At 38.0% G+C, this 15,970-nt stretch carries 11 protein-coding genes; all 11 read left to right on the forward strand.

Annotated elements, in window-relative coordinates; genetic code table 11:
* Positions 1-346: 346 nt before the first annotated feature.
* Positions 347-3,016, forward strand: coding sequence for an EAL domain-containing protein (locus tag ISU02_RS17765; RefSeq protein ID WP_194703191.1), 2,670 nt, complete (start codon positions 347-349; stop codon positions 3,014-3,016).
* Positions 3,017-3,231: 215 nt separating this feature from the next.
* On the forward strand, positions 3,232-3,657 hold the full coding sequence (locus ISU02_RS17770; protein WP_194703192.1) for an Lrp/AsnC family transcriptional regulator: 426 nt from the start codon (positions 3,232-3,234) through the stop codon (positions 3,655-3,657).
* Between the two features lie 69 nt (positions 3,658-3,726).
* The gene (locus ISU02_RS17775; RefSeq protein WP_194703193.1) at positions 3,727-4,629 is read left to right on the forward strand and encodes a DMT family transporter; all 903 of its coding nucleotides are present in this window, start codon (positions 3,727-3,729) and stop codon (positions 4,627-4,629) included.
* Positions 4,630-4,915: 286 nt separating this feature from the next.
* Complete coding sequence (locus tag ISU02_RS17780) at positions 4,916-6,919, forward strand: transporter substrate-binding domain-containing protein (RefSeq protein ID WP_194703194.1); 2,004 nt, start codon at positions 4,916-4,918, stop codon at positions 6,917-6,919.
* Entirely contained in the window at positions 6,912-8,258 is a 1,347-nt protein-coding gene (locus ISU02_RS17785; protein WP_194703195.1) for a sigma-54-dependent transcriptional regulator, read from the forward strand. The genes ISU02_RS17780 and ISU02_RS17785 overlap by 8 nt, the downstream gene beginning before the upstream one ends.
* Positions 8,259-8,419: 161 nt before the next feature.
* Entirely contained in the window at positions 8,420-10,075 is a 1,656-nt protein-coding gene (locus ISU02_RS17790; RefSeq protein WP_194703196.1) for an ABC transporter substrate-binding protein, read from the forward strand.
* Positions 10,076-10,111: 36 nt separating this feature from the next.
* A complete protein-coding gene (locus ISU02_RS17795; RefSeq protein ID WP_194703197.1) occupies positions 10,112-11,737 on the forward strand; it encodes an ABC transporter substrate-binding protein in 1,626 nt (541 codons plus the stop codon).
* Positions 11,738-12,004: 267 nt separating this feature from the next.
* A complete protein-coding gene (locus ISU02_RS17800; protein ID WP_194703198.1) occupies positions 12,005-12,964 on the forward strand; it encodes an ABC transporter permease in 960 nt (319 codons plus the stop codon).
* A complete protein-coding gene (locus ISU02_RS17805; RefSeq protein WP_194703199.1) occupies positions 12,961-13,809 on the forward strand; it encodes an ABC transporter permease in 849 nt (282 codons plus the stop codon). The genes ISU02_RS17800 and ISU02_RS17805 overlap by 4 nt, the downstream gene beginning before the upstream one ends.
* Positions 13,809-14,801: an ABC transporter ATP-binding protein gene (locus tag ISU02_RS17810; RefSeq protein ID WP_194703200.1), complete on the forward strand. Its 993-nt coding sequence runs from the start codon at positions 13,809-13,811 to the stop codon at positions 14,799-14,801. The genes ISU02_RS17805 and ISU02_RS17810 overlap by 1 nt, the downstream gene beginning before the upstream one ends.
* Positions 14,794-15,762, forward strand: a complete 969-nt coding sequence (locus ISU02_RS17815) for an ABC transporter ATP-binding protein (RefSeq protein ID WP_194703201.1) — start codon at positions 14,794-14,796, stop codon at positions 15,760-15,762. Before ISU02_RS17810 ends, ISU02_RS17815 begins: the two co-directional genes overlap by 8 nt.
* Positions 15,763-15,970 lie beyond the last annotated feature (208 nt).

Genomic DNA, 15,970 nt, shown 5'->3' on the forward strand with positions numbered 1-15,970 from the left:
TGGTCTAATAAAAGAAACTGATATTTCCGTGGCTTAGACTAAAGCTTCATTTTTGTAGGGCCTAAAAGACCTTTATTAAGTATGCCCTTTTTTATTTTGAGCTACTTTATTTTTCACGCTAGCACCTCTTTGGACTTAGTATACCTAATAATATACCCTCGGTTTTTTTGAAGAATCAACAATAGTGTTAAAATGTAGGAACATCAAATAATAGACAATACTAGAAATCATGCGTCAGAAGCTTTTAGATAGAATTTGAAGCGGGTACTGTAAATTATTTTATTAAATGTCTATAGATTGGATATAAATAAAAGAGAGTATTATACAAAAATGATGGGGTGTACATATGTATAAAAAAAATTTCTCCACAATACGAGATGCAAATATTTTAAAACGATATTTGATTTATCTGTTGCCCATAATCATCTTATTTAACATTGGGTTCTCTTTGGTATATCAAAATGAAATTAATATTCTAGAACATAAATTTCAATCTAAACAGTATGAAGAAGTGGGGATACTGTCGTTTATTCTGAGCACATATTTTGATCAAATTCATGAAGATTTAAATATTATTTACCACTCCAATGAGTTTCAAGACTATATGGCAAGTACGACTGATCAAAGTTTAGAAGAAGTAATCCTCATGTTTGAGCGCTTCATGCACAGTAAACCCGATTATGTCCAGCTAAGGTATATTGACCTCAGTGGACAGGAGATCGCCAGAGTAGATCAAATAGAAGGTCATGTCATTGCAATCAAAGACTTACAAGATAAATCAGAGCGCTATTATTTTAAAAGTGCTGCCCAATTGGCTGAAGATCAAATGTATATCTCTAATTTTGATCTGAATGTGGAGCATGGTGTGATCGTATTTCCATATCAACCGGTTATCAGATTCGCAATACCAGTTATTCGAGACAAGCTCAATAATGGGATTTTGATTATTAATATCGATGGAAAACAGTTTCTGTCCATATTAGATCATTATCAGAAGAAAGACTCACGGATTATTTCCACGGGGATTTTTGACAACCAAAATTTTTGGTGGTTTTCCAGTGCGGATGCATTCAATATTGATTTGACGTTAACAGATTTAAAAACACTGTATGAAGGTACTTTTTATGAAAAAGTGCTGGCAAAAAGATCGGGTGAATTTAACTTTCAAGACACCAACTATACCATATCTTATATCAAATCTGTAACAAATAAGGATTACGTATTTGAAGAAAATTACCCTTTTGGTCTTCTAAGCAGTTATAGTGTGAGTGATGCTATAAAGTCAAGTGAAAACATTGTATTGACAAATGGCTGGATGAGATATCTTATGAATTTGATCTTGGCGTTTATTGTATGGCAAGCAACACTTTATCTATACAATAAGGAGTCAGAACAATTGATGATCTTTGCATCTGGCTATATCAGCTTGTTCACTTATGATGGCGTGGTGATCACAGATCATATGGGTAAACTTATTTTTTGCAATCATGTCTACGAAAGTACTTTGGACTACACGATGGCCGAGTTAAAACAACAATCGGATAGAGTTGTTTTTTTTAAAAACATCGAGGCCAAAATTAACGCTGAGAATGCAATGTGGGAAGGCTATGTATGGGATGAAGCTAAAAATGGAACTCAAATATTCAAGTATCTTCGTGTTAAAGCCGTTCAAAATAAGTACAAAAAGATTCTGTACTATGTGGGTATTTTTTCAGAACCTAAATTAGACACGTCCCAAGTTTTAATTGAAAATCAGTTTTGGCGAAAACACCAGTATATTAGAGATGAACACTTTACCTTTGAGTCTGTTATGGCTGATTTTTACTCAAAGACATCAAGGATGGCAGTTCTTGCAATTCAATTATCTGATTTGCGTACCGATGAACGGACGATACATTCTATGGATATCAGTAGTATTTCTAAGCTATTGAATGAACAGCTCGATAATTATTTCCATGAAAAATACAAGATAACTTTTTTAACGGAAGACCTAATTATTCTGGCAGTATCCATAAGTTATCAGGAAAACGCTGTTACTGAGTTGATGAGACGTGTTGATACGTCATTTGACGTGCTTAAAATGAGTGATAACTCTGTGAGTTATTTTGCGGGGATAGCTTTATCTCCTGAACACGGAGAGGCTATAAGTACTCTTTTCAATAATGCTCTGATCTCATTAAGAGCATTGAATCAGATTAAGAGAGCGCGATACCTCGTCTTTGACAGTCACTTGTTTGAAATGGTCAATAGAGAAATTCAGATATATGGAGATATTGGAAAAGCATTTAGAGATTCTGATTTTCATGTGGTCTACCAAGTTCAAAAGAGACTGGATACGAATAAAAATACGGGTGTGGAGGCACTTATCAGATGGCATAATAACAAGTTGGGCTATTTGCTCCCTAAGGAATTTATCCCAATTATTGAAGCATCGGAATATGTAAAAAGCATTGCAAAATATGTCATTAAAGAAGTCATTGACCATTATGCCCCGCTGAAGCCCTATTTGCCAGAAGGCTTTAGAATTTCCATCAATTTGACAGAACCTGAATTTATGGATAAAGAAGTTATCCATGAACTTCTAAACATCATCCAAGCAGGAGATTTAGAAGGGAATTATTTCTGTTTCGAAATTACTGAGTCTATTCTTATAGAAAGTCTTAATCAAACCAATGAAATTATAGACTTACTCCACAGCAACGGCGTTATTGTGGCCATTGATGATTTTGGTACGGGATATTCTTCATTGCGCTATTTAAAGGCATTGAAAGCGGATAAACTCAAAATTGATAAGGCCTTTATTCAAGACTATCCTCAAAATGATAATGGCGCCATGCTCAAAGCCATTGTTCGCATGACTGAGGAACTTGAAATAGATACTGTAATTGAAGGCATTGAAACGCAGGAACAGTACGAATTTTGTCGCTTAAATGCTCAGCATGAATACCAGGGGTATTATGGTTCTAAACCAGTGGCAATAAGTGAAATTAGTAAAATGTTTTCCATGTCAAAATAATATTTTGAATGACGCATTGACCAATAGGTGGTATCCTAATATTTAGAGGAGTTATTTTAAGCAAATAGAAAAAGAAAGCTTACGAATCGTCAAAAAATAGTGGTTATGCAAACTAAAAACAAAAATATGAATAACAAAGTGATCAAAATGTCGGAAAGGTATTTTAATCACTTTTATTTTAGCTATAATAGGATCAGATGAATTGAGGGATGAAAATGGACGCATTAGATTATGAAATTTTAAAACGACTTAAAGCAGATGGTCGTATCACACATGAAAAAATTGCTCAGGAAGTTAAGCTATCAAGGCCAGCAGTGCGCTCACGAATATTGGCTATGGAGAAAAAGGGCATTATTGAAGGCTATGCAACACGCATAAATTATGATGCGCTTGGGTTTAATATCAGAGTTTTTGTTTACATCAAAGTATCGAGCCGATGCTATGAAGATATTATAAAGGAAATATACGAAGCGGTGCCACAACAATTAATCATCGAAGAACACTTTAGAATATCTGGTGAATGGTGTCTGCTTTTGAGAGTCATGTGTCATTCACAAGAGGACATTACTCATTTTGTGGATGATGTCTTAAAAATTGAAAGCGTTATTTCAACCAATACGGTATTCATTTTTAGATCGTAGCATTGAGCGTCCAGAGGAGCGTTCAAAATAGACAAAAGATGATATCATTTTATTGCACAAGGAGATCGTATGGGAAGCTTACAGAATTATTATGGCGAATTGGCCGCTCTGGCCACAGCATTATGCTGGGCAGTTACATCTACTTCATTTGAGCACAGTGCCAAGAAAATAGGTTCCATGAATTTGAACTTATGGCGGTTGTTCATTGGGCTCGTTTTTCTATCTATTTTTACAGGGCTGACGCGAGGGCATTGGTTTCCAACAGATGCCACACAATCCGAGTGGTTTTGGCTCCTGCTGTCTGGACTGGTGGGTATTGTAATTGGCGATTTGCTTCTTTTCGAAGCGTTTGTCCTCATTGGATCTCGTATTTCCATGCTGATTTATGCCAGTGTGCCACCGCTCAGCGGGATCATGGCCTTGATTTTCTTAGGCGAAAAGATGACGCTATTACAAGTTATAGGCATGATGATCACACTTGCAGGGATTGCATCGGTTATATTAGTGACGGAAAAGGGCAGTAATAAAGTGGGCTTTTCACATCCAATAATGGGGATTCTTTTGGCTTTTGGGGGAGCATTTGGCCAAGCCGCTGGCTATATTATCGGAAAATTTGGGATGTCGAATTATGATCCCTTTGCAGCGACTCAAATAAGACTATTGGCAGGTATTGCTGGATTTGTGGTCATTTTCACACTCAAAGGACACTGGCCTAAATTCAAAGCTTCATTTAAGAGAAGGGATGCACTTTTATCACTTACCATGGGATCTTTTTTCGGACCATTCTTGGGAATTTCTCTATCACTCTATGCGGTTCAAAAAATCAATCCGGGTGTGGCATCTACTTTGATTGCTATAACGCCAATACTTCTGATTCCATATGCCTTTTTCGTAAAACATGAGAAGGTGACTGCGAAAGAGGTCATCGGTACAGGAATAGCACTTATAGGCATTGGTGTGATGTTTCTTTAAACCAAAGGATATTCGGAAAATAGCAGGTGATCGATTATTCTATTTTAGATTATTTTAACTGAAGCAAAGTCAGTTCATATGCAACATGAACTGATTTTTTTAATGCAACAAGATTTGAGCCATAAGCTGTGCTGAGGGATGTTCAACCTCAAACAGTGTTAGCGAAAATCGTAAATTAATAGATTTGTATATAAATTATGAGACGCTTGTATTATAATGATAAATAATATTTTAGTAGCCACTGATGGTGCAATCATTGTCAATATATCTGTGCAAGGAGCAAATTATGACTAGGAAGTCTTTGATAAAATTAATGATGGTCATAGGCATCATTGTGATAGGCGGTCTCTTGATAAGAGCTTATTTTGTGGATGAAGAAAAAGCCAATCTGCTCATAAGTCAAAGCGAAGGCGAAAAAGCCATAACCATTGCAGCGGTAAACTCTGGTGCACCCTATTTGTATAGATCGGGTTCTGGAGAAGAAATCGGGTACAATGCAGACGTCTTAGCCCTGTTATCAGAGAAATTAAATGTCAAGTTTGTTTTCATAGACGTGGCATTTGATACCGCAATGGAAATGTTAAATAACCATGAGATTGATCTGATATTGGGGCTTCAATACAATCCGGATTATGTGGATTCAATCAAGTATTCTAAACCCTTTATTGAGAATGAATCCAGCGTATTTGTGAAAGCATCTTCAAGGGGGATCAATGGTTTTGGTGATTTAGAGGGCAAGAAAGTGGCCGTTTATAAAAATGACCCCTCCTATAGTTATTTATCATCGCTGAGCGGCATTAGAATATTTAAGACAGAGTCTCTAGAGGATGCTGCCATGATGCTCAGATACGGAACCGTTGATGCTTGGGTAGGCAATTATAGAGAGAGCATATTATTGCTTAAAAACTCTAACTTTGAGGGCACTATAAAGATTGTTGGCAAAGGTGTTGAGTTGTTTCCATCTGCAATTGCCGCAAATAAATCTCAAGTAGAATTGATCCAGCTGATCAATGTAGGCATTGATTCCATAAAGGATTCAGATGAATTGTCAGAGATAGAAAACAAATGGTTTGGTGAAATCATAGAAGGGGATAATACAAATTTAAAACATTATCTGTATATAGCCGTGGGCACCGTTGTTTCGCTGGCTATTATCGTTGTGATTATCGCTCGAATCAATAAATTGCTTAAAAGAGAAGTAGATCGAAGGACTGCGGAAATAGAACACCGTAAAAAAATGAGTGAGGGTATGTTGCAAAGTCTTTCAGAGGGGATTATCACCATAGATTCTGAAAAAAAAATAATTTTTATAAATGATAAAGTGCTTGAATTGATCCATATGGAATCCCTGGAAAAATGTATCGGAAAAAATATAGAAGAAACTGCTTTAAAGGATATCATATACGTATATCATTTAGAGCAATGTCTAAAGGATCGCGAGAAAGTCATTGGCGCTGAGAGAAGATTTAAACTCAGTAACTTGGATTCGAAGATATATGAGTACAACATCACCCCTATCCTGTTGCCGCTAAGTGATGGTCTTACGGTTCCCGGAGCCACAATAGCCATCAGAGACAATACGGAGAATATTGTTTTAAAGGAACGCATGATAAAAATTGATAAACTCCAAAGTATTGGCAGGATGACTGCAGAGGTCGCACATGAACTTAGAAATCCCTTGACGAGTATGGATATGTACATTAAACTGTTACCTCAGAAATATAGTAATGAATCTTTTAGGACGCTTATGATAGAGGATCTATCCAGTGAGATCAAGAGAATGAATGCTATTGTGGACAATCTTTTGGACCTTTCCAAAGTAAATAAGCCAAAAGTAGAAACATTTAATCTTTCCAGAGAAATAACAGGTATTATTAGACTTGTAAAATTGCAACCGAATATGAGTAAGTTAGATTTTGTTCAAGAGATTGACAAGCATATACAGATTCACTTTGATAAAAATCAATTTGCCCAAGTCTGTGTCAACATACTTTCCAACGCAGTGGAGAAGCTGGAAAGTGAAAAAGAGGGACAAATCAAGGTGAGTGCAAAGGTTGTAGATCATGTGGTAAGATTGTATTTTGAAGATTCTGGCGACGCCATCCCGAAAGATATCATTGAAAGCATATTTGAACCGTTTTATACCACAAAAGACAAAGGCAATGGCCTTGGATTGTCAATCGTGTATGAATTGGTCTCAAAAAACAATGGCACAATACGCGCGTATAATTCGGCACAAAATAGACCAACTTTTGCACTGGATTTGAAAGGAGAATTAATGTATGGATAAGCTATTGATTATAGATGATGAAAAATCAGTATTAAATGCACTCAAATTCACCTTTGAAGATCAGTTTGAAGTCTTGACGGCAAATAGTATGTTTGAAGTCAATGAAATGCTACTAAATCACCAACCCCAAATTGCATTGATTGACTTGAGATTCGGAAAAATATCCGGGCTCAAAGTCTTAATGAAAATTAAAACCATGTATCCCGAGACGATTATCATTGTCATGACCGCTTTTGGGACAATTGAAACTTCAATCAAAGCTATAAAAATGGGAGCTTATGATTATGTGGAAAAGCCCATTGAAGTGAATCGATTAAGGGAGATCATCAATAAGGCCATCCGCCATGATGATCAAAAAAAGAAGTTTCCGATGGCGCCATTGACAGAGTCCAATGTCTACAAATTAAGCGAGTTTCATTCGATGGCGATTCACTCTAGAAAGATGAAAGATATCTTAGATATTGTGGATCGAATTAGCAAACTCAATGTGAATGTACTCATTCAAGGGGAAAGCGGTACGGGTAAAGAACTGATTGTAAGAGCTATTTATCAAAAAAGTGACCGATGCCATCATGAACTCTGTGTTGTCAATTGTGGTGCCATACCCGATAGTTTAATTGAATCAGAGCTCTTCGGACATGTTAAAGGGGCATTTACAGGTGCAGTGGATAATAAAAAAGGTGTTTTTGAGAGAGCACATAAAGGCATTTTATTCTTGGATGAAATAGGCGAGATGTCCTTGGCATCACAAGTTAAACTGCTTAGGGTTTTACAGGAGGGTGAGATTCAGCCTGTTGGCAGTGAAAAGAGCATTAAGGTAGATGTGAGAGTAATTGCAGCCACAAATCGAAATCTTGAAGAAGAAGTTGAAAAGGGTCGCTTCAGAAGTGATTTGTATTATCGGTTAAATGTACTCACAATTCAAGTGCCGCCTCTAAGGGAACGGAGAGAAGACATTCCCTATCTGATTGAGCACTTTATAGAGAAAGCAAATGACTTATATGGCACCCAGGTTTCCGGGATCAGTAAAGGCGGTATGGAAACGCTGATGAGCTACGACTATAAGGGTAACGTGAGAGAACTGGAGAATATCATTTTTCGTGCGGTGATTATGGCCAACGATATCATTGAAGAAATTGCATTGCCTGATTTGTCCAGTACTATAAAAGCGTATGAAGATGATGTCATTCAAATTAAGGTGGGCACAAAATTAGCCGAAGTTGAGCAGGAAACGATTACACGCACTTTGGATGCTGTGAACGGCAATAAGGCGAAAGCTGCCAGATTGTTGGGAATCAGTGAAAGAAATATACACTATAAAACACAAAATAAAGAGTGAACACAAAGAGCATAAGCGCGAAAAGTATGAGCGCAAAAATATCATACCCTGCAAATTTTGCAGGGTATTTTTAAATGTGAGACATGCCGAATGAGATTATAAGCGATTTAAAGTTTTGGCATGATAATTGCTTGTATAATTAATAAGTGTAGGAGTCACATATGAAAAGAAGATTAGGAATCATCATTTTAGCAACTTTGATGTTGTTTACAGTGGGTTGCGAGGTTAATAAAAACCGTATAGAAATGCCCGATAATAGGATTGTCAAAGAAGCCGTACATGACAATGAATTGAGATATGGCTTATGGAGTGCGCCTTCAGGTGTCTTTGCACCTCAATACGAAAAAAGCGATTATGATGATATCATCATGAGCTTGGCCTATGAACCTTTGGTTATGATCAATCCTTCAAATGAATATGAAGGCATTTTGGCTGAACGCTGGACGCTGTCAGAAGATCAGAAGACCATGACGTTTTTTTTGAGAAAAAACGTCAAATGGCATGATGGCGAACCCTTTACGGCAAATGATGTCTTGTTTTCATTGAAATATATAGCGCATCCTCAATATGATGGCGAAAAATATGTGAATATTTCTGCAATAGAGGGCATTGAGGATTATCATAACGGCAATTCGATCCACATCAAAGGGATTGAAATTGTTGACGATCTGACGATTAAGATAACGACGAAGGCTGTTTATGCCCCTGTTTTGGAACAGATTGGAGATATCAAGATATTTCCTGAACACATTTGGAAAGATGTTGATATTGAACACGTTTACGAGAATGAGGCTGTACTGACCACCACAATTGGCACAGGGCCTTATACGGTGGAGAGTGTTACGCCGAATCAGGATATAAGACTGGTCAGATACAGTAATTACTGGGGTGGAGAACCTAAAATTGAGCGCATTGCAGTACAAATTATGAGTAGCGAAACCGCACAAATTAAAATGATCAATGGTCAGCTGGACGTGATGCAAATCGCATCCATGGCCCCTAATGATTTGCAATTGTATGAAGATGCAGGTGTTCGAATTGAGAAAATAAATTATAACTCATTTCAAAACATGACTTTGAATACAGAAAATAGAATCCTTAAAAACACTTATGTGAGGCAGGCTTTGACCATGGCCATTGACCGTGAAAGCATTGTCGAAACTTTGATTTTTGGATACGGCAATGTTTCCAATACGGTTTATAAGCAGGACAGTTGGGTGTATCCAGAAGATTATAAAATCAATAAATATCCGTACAACCCGGATAGGGCACTTAGGAAATTGATCAGCAATCCGGATTTTGTATACAAAGAGAACGTTTTGTATTATGAAAACGAACCGGTGGTCTTGTCGCTAATTTATCCTTCAGGGAACAAAGCGAGAGAATTATCGGCCTCGGTCATTCAAGAAAATTTGAGTCGTATAGGCATTGATGTCGTTCTCACAAAAGTAGAATTTAATGATTTATTGGATTTAATGCGCACAGGGCAATATGAGATGGCTCTCATTGGAAATGGGTTTGCTCTTGATCCAGATGTGTCTACGATGTTTTCAACCGATTCAATTTCGTTCCGAAACTACAGCAGATTTTCAAATGAAAAATTAGATCAATTATTGGATATGGGGGTGACGACGCTTGATAAGCTCGAAAGGCAACAAATCTATGAAGAAGTGGCCATTTTGATTAACAAGCAGATGCCAATCATATTCTTATACAATTGGACAGAGGGTCGCGCCATTTCCGCAAGACTTAGAGGTGCAGAATTTTACCCATATAATTATTTTTACAGAGTGCATGAATGGTACTTTGAAGAATAATTTTAAATTATAAATTAAACTAAAGGGGGCAATAAAATGAAAAAGAAATTAAGTATGATTATTTCTGTATTCGCAATGATGATGTTTTTAGCAACAGGATGCGGCTCAAAAGATGCTGGGACGACACCTGATGCTGCACAAGCACCAAGTACAGAACCAGCAGCGTCAACTGAACCAGCGGCTGCACCAGAGTCAAAAGAGCTATTTGTAATGGGCATTGATGGCGATCCAACGAACAACATCAATGCAACCACTGCCAGTGGACGATACGACTTGATGGCGACTAAGGCAATGTTTTCACCTTTATTTGTGATTAATGCAGACGGGAGCTTAGAATATTTCTTAGCAACGGACTTGCAAGCGTCAGAGGATGGATTGACTTACACTGCTAAGTTAAGAGAAGGTGTAAAATGGCATGATGGCGAACCATTTACAGCGGATGATGTGGTATTTACGTATAATACGATTGTCAACTTGCCAACAGCGAATGGACATGATGTTTTTCAATTTGATGGCAATCCGCTTGTAGTTGAAAAAGTAGATGACTATACGGTTAAATTTGTGTTTCCACATGCAATTCCTTATGCAGTAGAACTGCTTTCTCAAGAAAAATTTATTGTTCCAGAGCATATCTGGGCAGGAGAAACTGAGTTTAAAGTGAACGCTAAAAATGCGAATCCAATTGGGACAGGCCCTTATAAGTTCAGTTCTTATTCAGAAGGGGACAATTTAACACTTGTTAAAAATGAAGATTACTTTTTAGGAGAACCACAAATTGACACAGTTGTCTTTAAAATCGTAATGGATTCGAATGCGGCACTTATAGCGCTACAAAATGGCGAACTAGATGCACTTTCAATCTTACCGATTGATGTTGAGAAAATTGATGCTTCTAAATTCACAATTGAACCTTATACTGAAAACAGAATTGGCTATATGTCTGCCGTGGTTTACAGAGAAAACATGGATAATAAAGATTTCAGAAAGGCGATTCTTTATGCAATCAATAAGGAAGATTTAATAGCTTCTGTCTACGTTTCTGAAGAATATGCAAGAAATCCACATTCATTCTTACCAGAAAATGCAACTTTCTCCACAGAAGACGTGGAACCTTATGGCTACAATCTTGAAAAATCGGCAGAGTACCTTGCAAAATCGGGCATAAAAAATCCGAAAGTGCGTTTGGCTTATATTGCAAACAACCAAGTTTACGAAACTCAAGGGCTATTAATTCAAGCTAACCTCAATGCGGCAGGTATTGAATGTGAACTGGTACCGCTTGATGCAGGAGCTATGTTTAACAATGGCCTATATCCTAAAACTGCTGACTTTGATCTGTTTATGGGTGGCTATATCATGGGGATTGATCCAGATAACTATGCAACTCTCTTCGTATCTGATGGAGAAGCTAATTTCTCTGGTACAGTAAATGAGGCTATTGATAAAGGGTTTAGCGAGGGCAAAACGGAACTGGATGTTGCCAAAAGAGAAGCTATTTATGTTGAGCTTCAAAAGACTTTAATCGACGAAGCATTTTTCTTGCCTTTGACAGAAAACAAACGTATTATAGCTGTTTCTAACAGAATCGGTGGCATCGAAGAGGCTAAGTTAGTGCCAATATTCACTTTTGAAGATATGTCAAAACTATTTGAAGTAAAATAGAACGTTATAACATTTAAAGTATAAACTTAAGAGTAGAGTGTCAAAAGTCAAAAGTTGAGCAATTTTCTACCCTGTGACGCACCGCTGAAAGTATGCGACAGCGCATAGGGTAGATCCATTGCAAACAAAGGACTTTTGGCACTTTAACCATAGTTTGAAGAGGTTAAATTTCTTGTGATACCCAGTAGCGTTTCTGGGTGTGAGATTTACAACTGTTCGAAGAAGCGTAAGTTGCGCTTTGATCATGATTTTAATGGAGGAAAATCCATGGGGAAATACATTGGAAAAAGAATTTTGCAAGCCATTCCACTTGTGATTTTAATTTCAATATTGACATTTACACTGATACAATTGGCACCTTATGACGCGGTGGATTCAATAACCACACCGGATATGTCCGCAGAGTATATTGAGGCATTAAAAGAGGAGTACGGATTAAACGATCCCATTTATAGGCAGTACTTGGCTTGGGCTAAAAAGACGTTATCGGGTGATTTTGGATACTCAATTGTGACACATTCTAATATCAAGGAAGCTCTATCTCAGAGGATTCCTGCAACAATGCTCATTGTGATTCCCTCGTATTTAGTGGCTCTGATGATTGCCGTGATTTTGGGGCTCATTGCAGGTGCAAAACAGGGGACTCTTATAGATAAAATCGTCGATGGCTTCTGTTCCATCACAATGTCCACACCCACATTTTGGATGGGTCTTATATTTCTATATATTTTTTCCTATAAGTTAAATTGGCTCCCTTCCCTAGGGATGTATACTACCGGTCAAGAGAAATCCGTAAAGGATTTAGTCTGGCATATGTTTTTGCCGTGTGTCACATTGACCATTGCCTTTTTACCGCAGATGATTCGTTATGTCCGAAGCTCCACTATAGGTCAATTGGCAGAAGACTATGTGTCGGTGCAGAGAACTTATGGGGCGACTGAGAAGAATATTTTGTTTAGACATGTTTTAAAAAATGCACTTTTGCCACTGATTACTTTAGTTGGGATGTCCTTGCCAATGCTTGTTACAGGTGCTTTTGTAACAGAGAGTATCTTTTCTTGGCCTGGTGTGGGGCCTTATTTTCTAGGTGCTATTAGAGGCTTTGACTATCCAATTATACTGGTTATATTGATCTTATCATCGAGTCTGGTCATCATTGGCAATCTATTGGCAGACATCCTTTATGGCTTGATCGATACGAGAATAAAAGATTTGGGGAACTCATGAAAAATAGACGATTTGAAATGCTAAAGGAAAATTTTAAAGCAGACTTTTATGCCAAACTGGCTCTGTGGATACTTACTGCTATGGCTTTATTAGCTATTTTTGCCTTTCTATCACCGCATGATCCAAACCTTACCAATGTGAAAATGATGCGCAATCCACCTTCAGCTGAACACTGGTTTGGCACAGATGAAGTGGGAAGGGATTATCTGACGCGATCACTTTATGGTGCAAGAGTGTCCTTGACGGTGGGGATACTGGCCATGTTAACTTCCACTGTAATCGGCACGGTGGTTGGCATCGTAAGTGGCTATTTTGGTGGTATCGTAGATAGTATTTTGATGAGATTTGTAGATATCCTTTCGTCGATACCGTGGATGATATTGGTCACGGTGATCAGTATTTTCATTCAAGGAGGTATTTGGGCCATTGTCATCGTCATTGGTGGTTTCAGTTGGATGAGGGCTGCAAGGATTGTACGGGCAGAGACTTTATCGCTTAATCAAAGGGAATATGTGATGTATGCCAAGGCATCTGGACAGTCGCACTTCAACATCATGAAAAAGCACATATTGCCTGGACTATTGCCCACAGTGGTGGTCACTGCAACCATATTTATACCAGACGCGATCATTATAGAGTCCACGCTGAGTTTTTTGGGACTTGGTGTAAAAGCGCCCATGTCTTCATGGGGGAGTATGCTTAAAAACTCGCAGAGCTTTTTAAGTGATTCACCGCATTTAGCTTTAATTCCAGGGCTTATGATTCTACTGACCGTATACAGCTTTAATAAACTGGGCAATCTTTTTAGAGTTGTGGTCGATCCAAAATCAGCAGGAGGTAATTGATGAAAGTATTAGAAGTGAATCATTTAGAGACTTCCTTTGCGATTAAAAAAAATAAATTTTTGGCCATAAGAGATGTGAGTTTACATGTGGATGAAGGTGAGATCCTTGGCATTGTTGGCGAATCAGGCAGTGGCAAAAGTGTCACCATGAAATCGGTTGTGGGTATTTTACCGTCCAATGGACAGGTTGAAAGTGGTGAAATTCTTTTTAGAGGGACGAATTTACTTCAAATTAAACCCGAAGAAAAACGTGCTCTATTGGGCAATGATATCACGATGATTTTTCAAGATCCCATGACCGCTCTAAACCCGCTTAAAACCATTGGCTATCATATTGAAGAAATCATCATAAGACATCAAAAGGTAGATCGCGTTTCGGCCAGAAAACAAGCAGAGGCCATTCTAAATATTGTGGAGATACCAGATGCTAAACGCAGATTAACTCAATATCCTCATGAATTTTCAGGTGGCATGAGACAGCGTGTGGTCATCGGTATGGCCCTAGTGAATTCACCACAACTCTTAATCGCAGATGAGCCAACCACTGCATTGGATGTAACCATTCAATTTCAAATACTGAAGTTGATCAAAAAGTTACAGGCAAAAAATAAAATGGCAGTGGTTTTAATCACACATGATCTCGCAGTGGTTTATAATATGTGTCATAGAATCCTCGTGATGTATGGCGGGAAAATATTAGAAGAGGGCACTCGAACAGAGATATTCGACAATCCTCAACATCCTTATACATTGGCGCTTATGGAATCTATTCCTAATTTGGAGAGCGCAGAAAAATCTAAACTCGAGCCCATTGAGGGGATAGCGCCTACACTTGACAATATGCCTGCTGGGTGCCCGTTTGCACCCAGATGCAAACACGCAATGGCGATTTGTGGTCATGAAATGCCTACAAAGCATACTTTTTCAAAGACACATTCATCCTATTGTCATTTGAATGGAAGCAACCCTGCGCATGGAGGTAGTGATGCATAAAGAAACGATTATTCGAATAGAAAATTTGAAAAAACATTTTCAGGTGAACCGTGGACTACTCAAAGAAAAAAAGATTCTAAAAGCAGTGGATGGCATTACCTTTGAAATCGAAAAGGGTGAAACCTTTGGCGTAGTCGGTGAATCTGGATGTGGCAAGTCAACTCTTGGAAGAACGATTACAAGATTATATGATGCCACAGAGGGCAAAATCTATTTTGATGGCAATGAAATTACGAAACTAAAAGGGAAGCAACTTCACCCTTATAAGAAAAAAATGCAAATTATATTTCAAGATCCTTATTCTTCTCTGAATCCTTCTATGAATGTAAGAGAGATTTTATCAGAGCCCCTTCAAATTCATACGTATCTCTCTGGCAGGGATTTGGAATTAAAAATAAAAGAATCACTGGAAATCGTAGGGTTGGATGCCACATCAGTTGATAAATTTCCGCATGAATTTAGCGGCGGTCAAAGACAAAGGCTGGGGATTGCAAGGGCAATTTCAGTGGAACCAGATTTTATCCTCTGTGATGAACCCATCTCTGCACTGGATGTTTCCATCCAAGCACAGATCATCAACAAGCTCGAAATGATACAAGAGGAATCAGGCATTTCTTACTTGTTTATCGCGCATGACCTCTCCATGGTGAAACACATTTCACATCGAATTGGCGTCATGTATCTCGGTAAAATGGTGGAGATGGCGGATAGTGCTTCGCTCTACAAGGAGCCCCTTCATCCGTACACTAAAGGCCTCCTTCAATCCGTACCGAGAATTGGGACGGATTCAAACTTCGAAAGTATTCTATTTGGGGACCTGCCAAATCCAGTGGATTTGCCATCTGGGTGTCGATTTAGAACGCGGTGCAAGTATGCAAAAAAGATTTGTTCTGAAGTAGAACCGACGATGATACAAATAGCGCCGAAAAGACAGGTGGCGTGTCATTTGTACGATAAGTAAAGTGTATTGGTGAGAGCAGATAGACTGGCGTGAAAATAAAATATAAGCAGTAGTACAAGAAGAAGGTAGAATGGATCATTCAATCTTCTTCTTTTGTGTTTTGAAAGTACTTAAGTTTCTGTGGATGAACAGTATCAATAATGTATTATGAAAATTAAGTATTAGTCGTATATTATATGATGCATACTGTATTCTCTGTAATTAGTAA

The organism is Fusibacter ferrireducens, from assembly GCF_015352425.1.
Lineage (GTDB): Bacteria > Bacillota > Clostridia > Peptostreptococcales > Acidaminobacteraceae > Fusibacter_A > Fusibacter_A ferrireducens.

Excerpts from the sequence above, each read along its gene's own strand:
- ISU02_RS17785 (WP_194703195.1), top strand. The coding sequence starts at position 6,912 with ATGGATAAGCTATTGATTATAGATGATGAAAAATCAGTATTAAATGCA.
- ISU02_RS17790 (WP_194703196.1), top strand. The coding sequence starts at position 8,420 with ATGAAAAGAAGATTAGGAATCATCATTTTAGCAACTTTGATGTTGTTT.
- ISU02_RS17805 (WP_194703199.1), top strand. The coding sequence starts at position 12,961 with ATGAAAAATAGACGATTTGAAATGCTAAAGGAAAATTTTAAAGCAGAC.
- ISU02_RS17775 (WP_194703193.1), top strand. The coding sequence starts at position 3,727 with ATGGGAAGCTTACAGAATTATTATGGCGAATTGGCCGCTCTGGCCACA.
- ISU02_RS17815 (WP_194703201.1), top strand. The coding sequence starts at position 14,794 with ATGCATAAAGAAACGATTATTCGAATAGAAAATTTGAAAAAACATTTT.
- ISU02_RS17810 (WP_194703200.1), top strand. The coding sequence starts at position 13,809 with ATGAAAGTATTAGAAGTGAATCATTTAGAGACTTCCTTTGCGATTAAA.
- ISU02_RS17780 (WP_194703194.1), top strand. The coding sequence starts at position 4,916 with ATGACTAGGAAGTCTTTGATAAAATTAATGATGGTCATAGGCATCATT.
- ISU02_RS17765 (WP_194703191.1), top strand. The coding sequence starts at position 347 with ATGTATAAAAAAAATTTCTCCACAATACGAGATGCAAATATTTTAAAA.
- ISU02_RS17800 (WP_194703198.1), top strand. The coding sequence starts at position 12,005 with ATGGGGAAATACATTGGAAAAAGAATTTTGCAAGCCATTCCACTTGTG.
- ISU02_RS17770 (WP_194703192.1), top strand. The coding sequence starts at position 3,232 with ATGGACGCATTAGATTATGAAATTTTAAAACGACTTAAAGCAGATGGT.
- ISU02_RS17795 (WP_194703197.1), top strand. The coding sequence starts at position 10,112 with ATGAAAAAGAAATTAAGTATGATTATTTCTGTATTCGCAATGATGATG.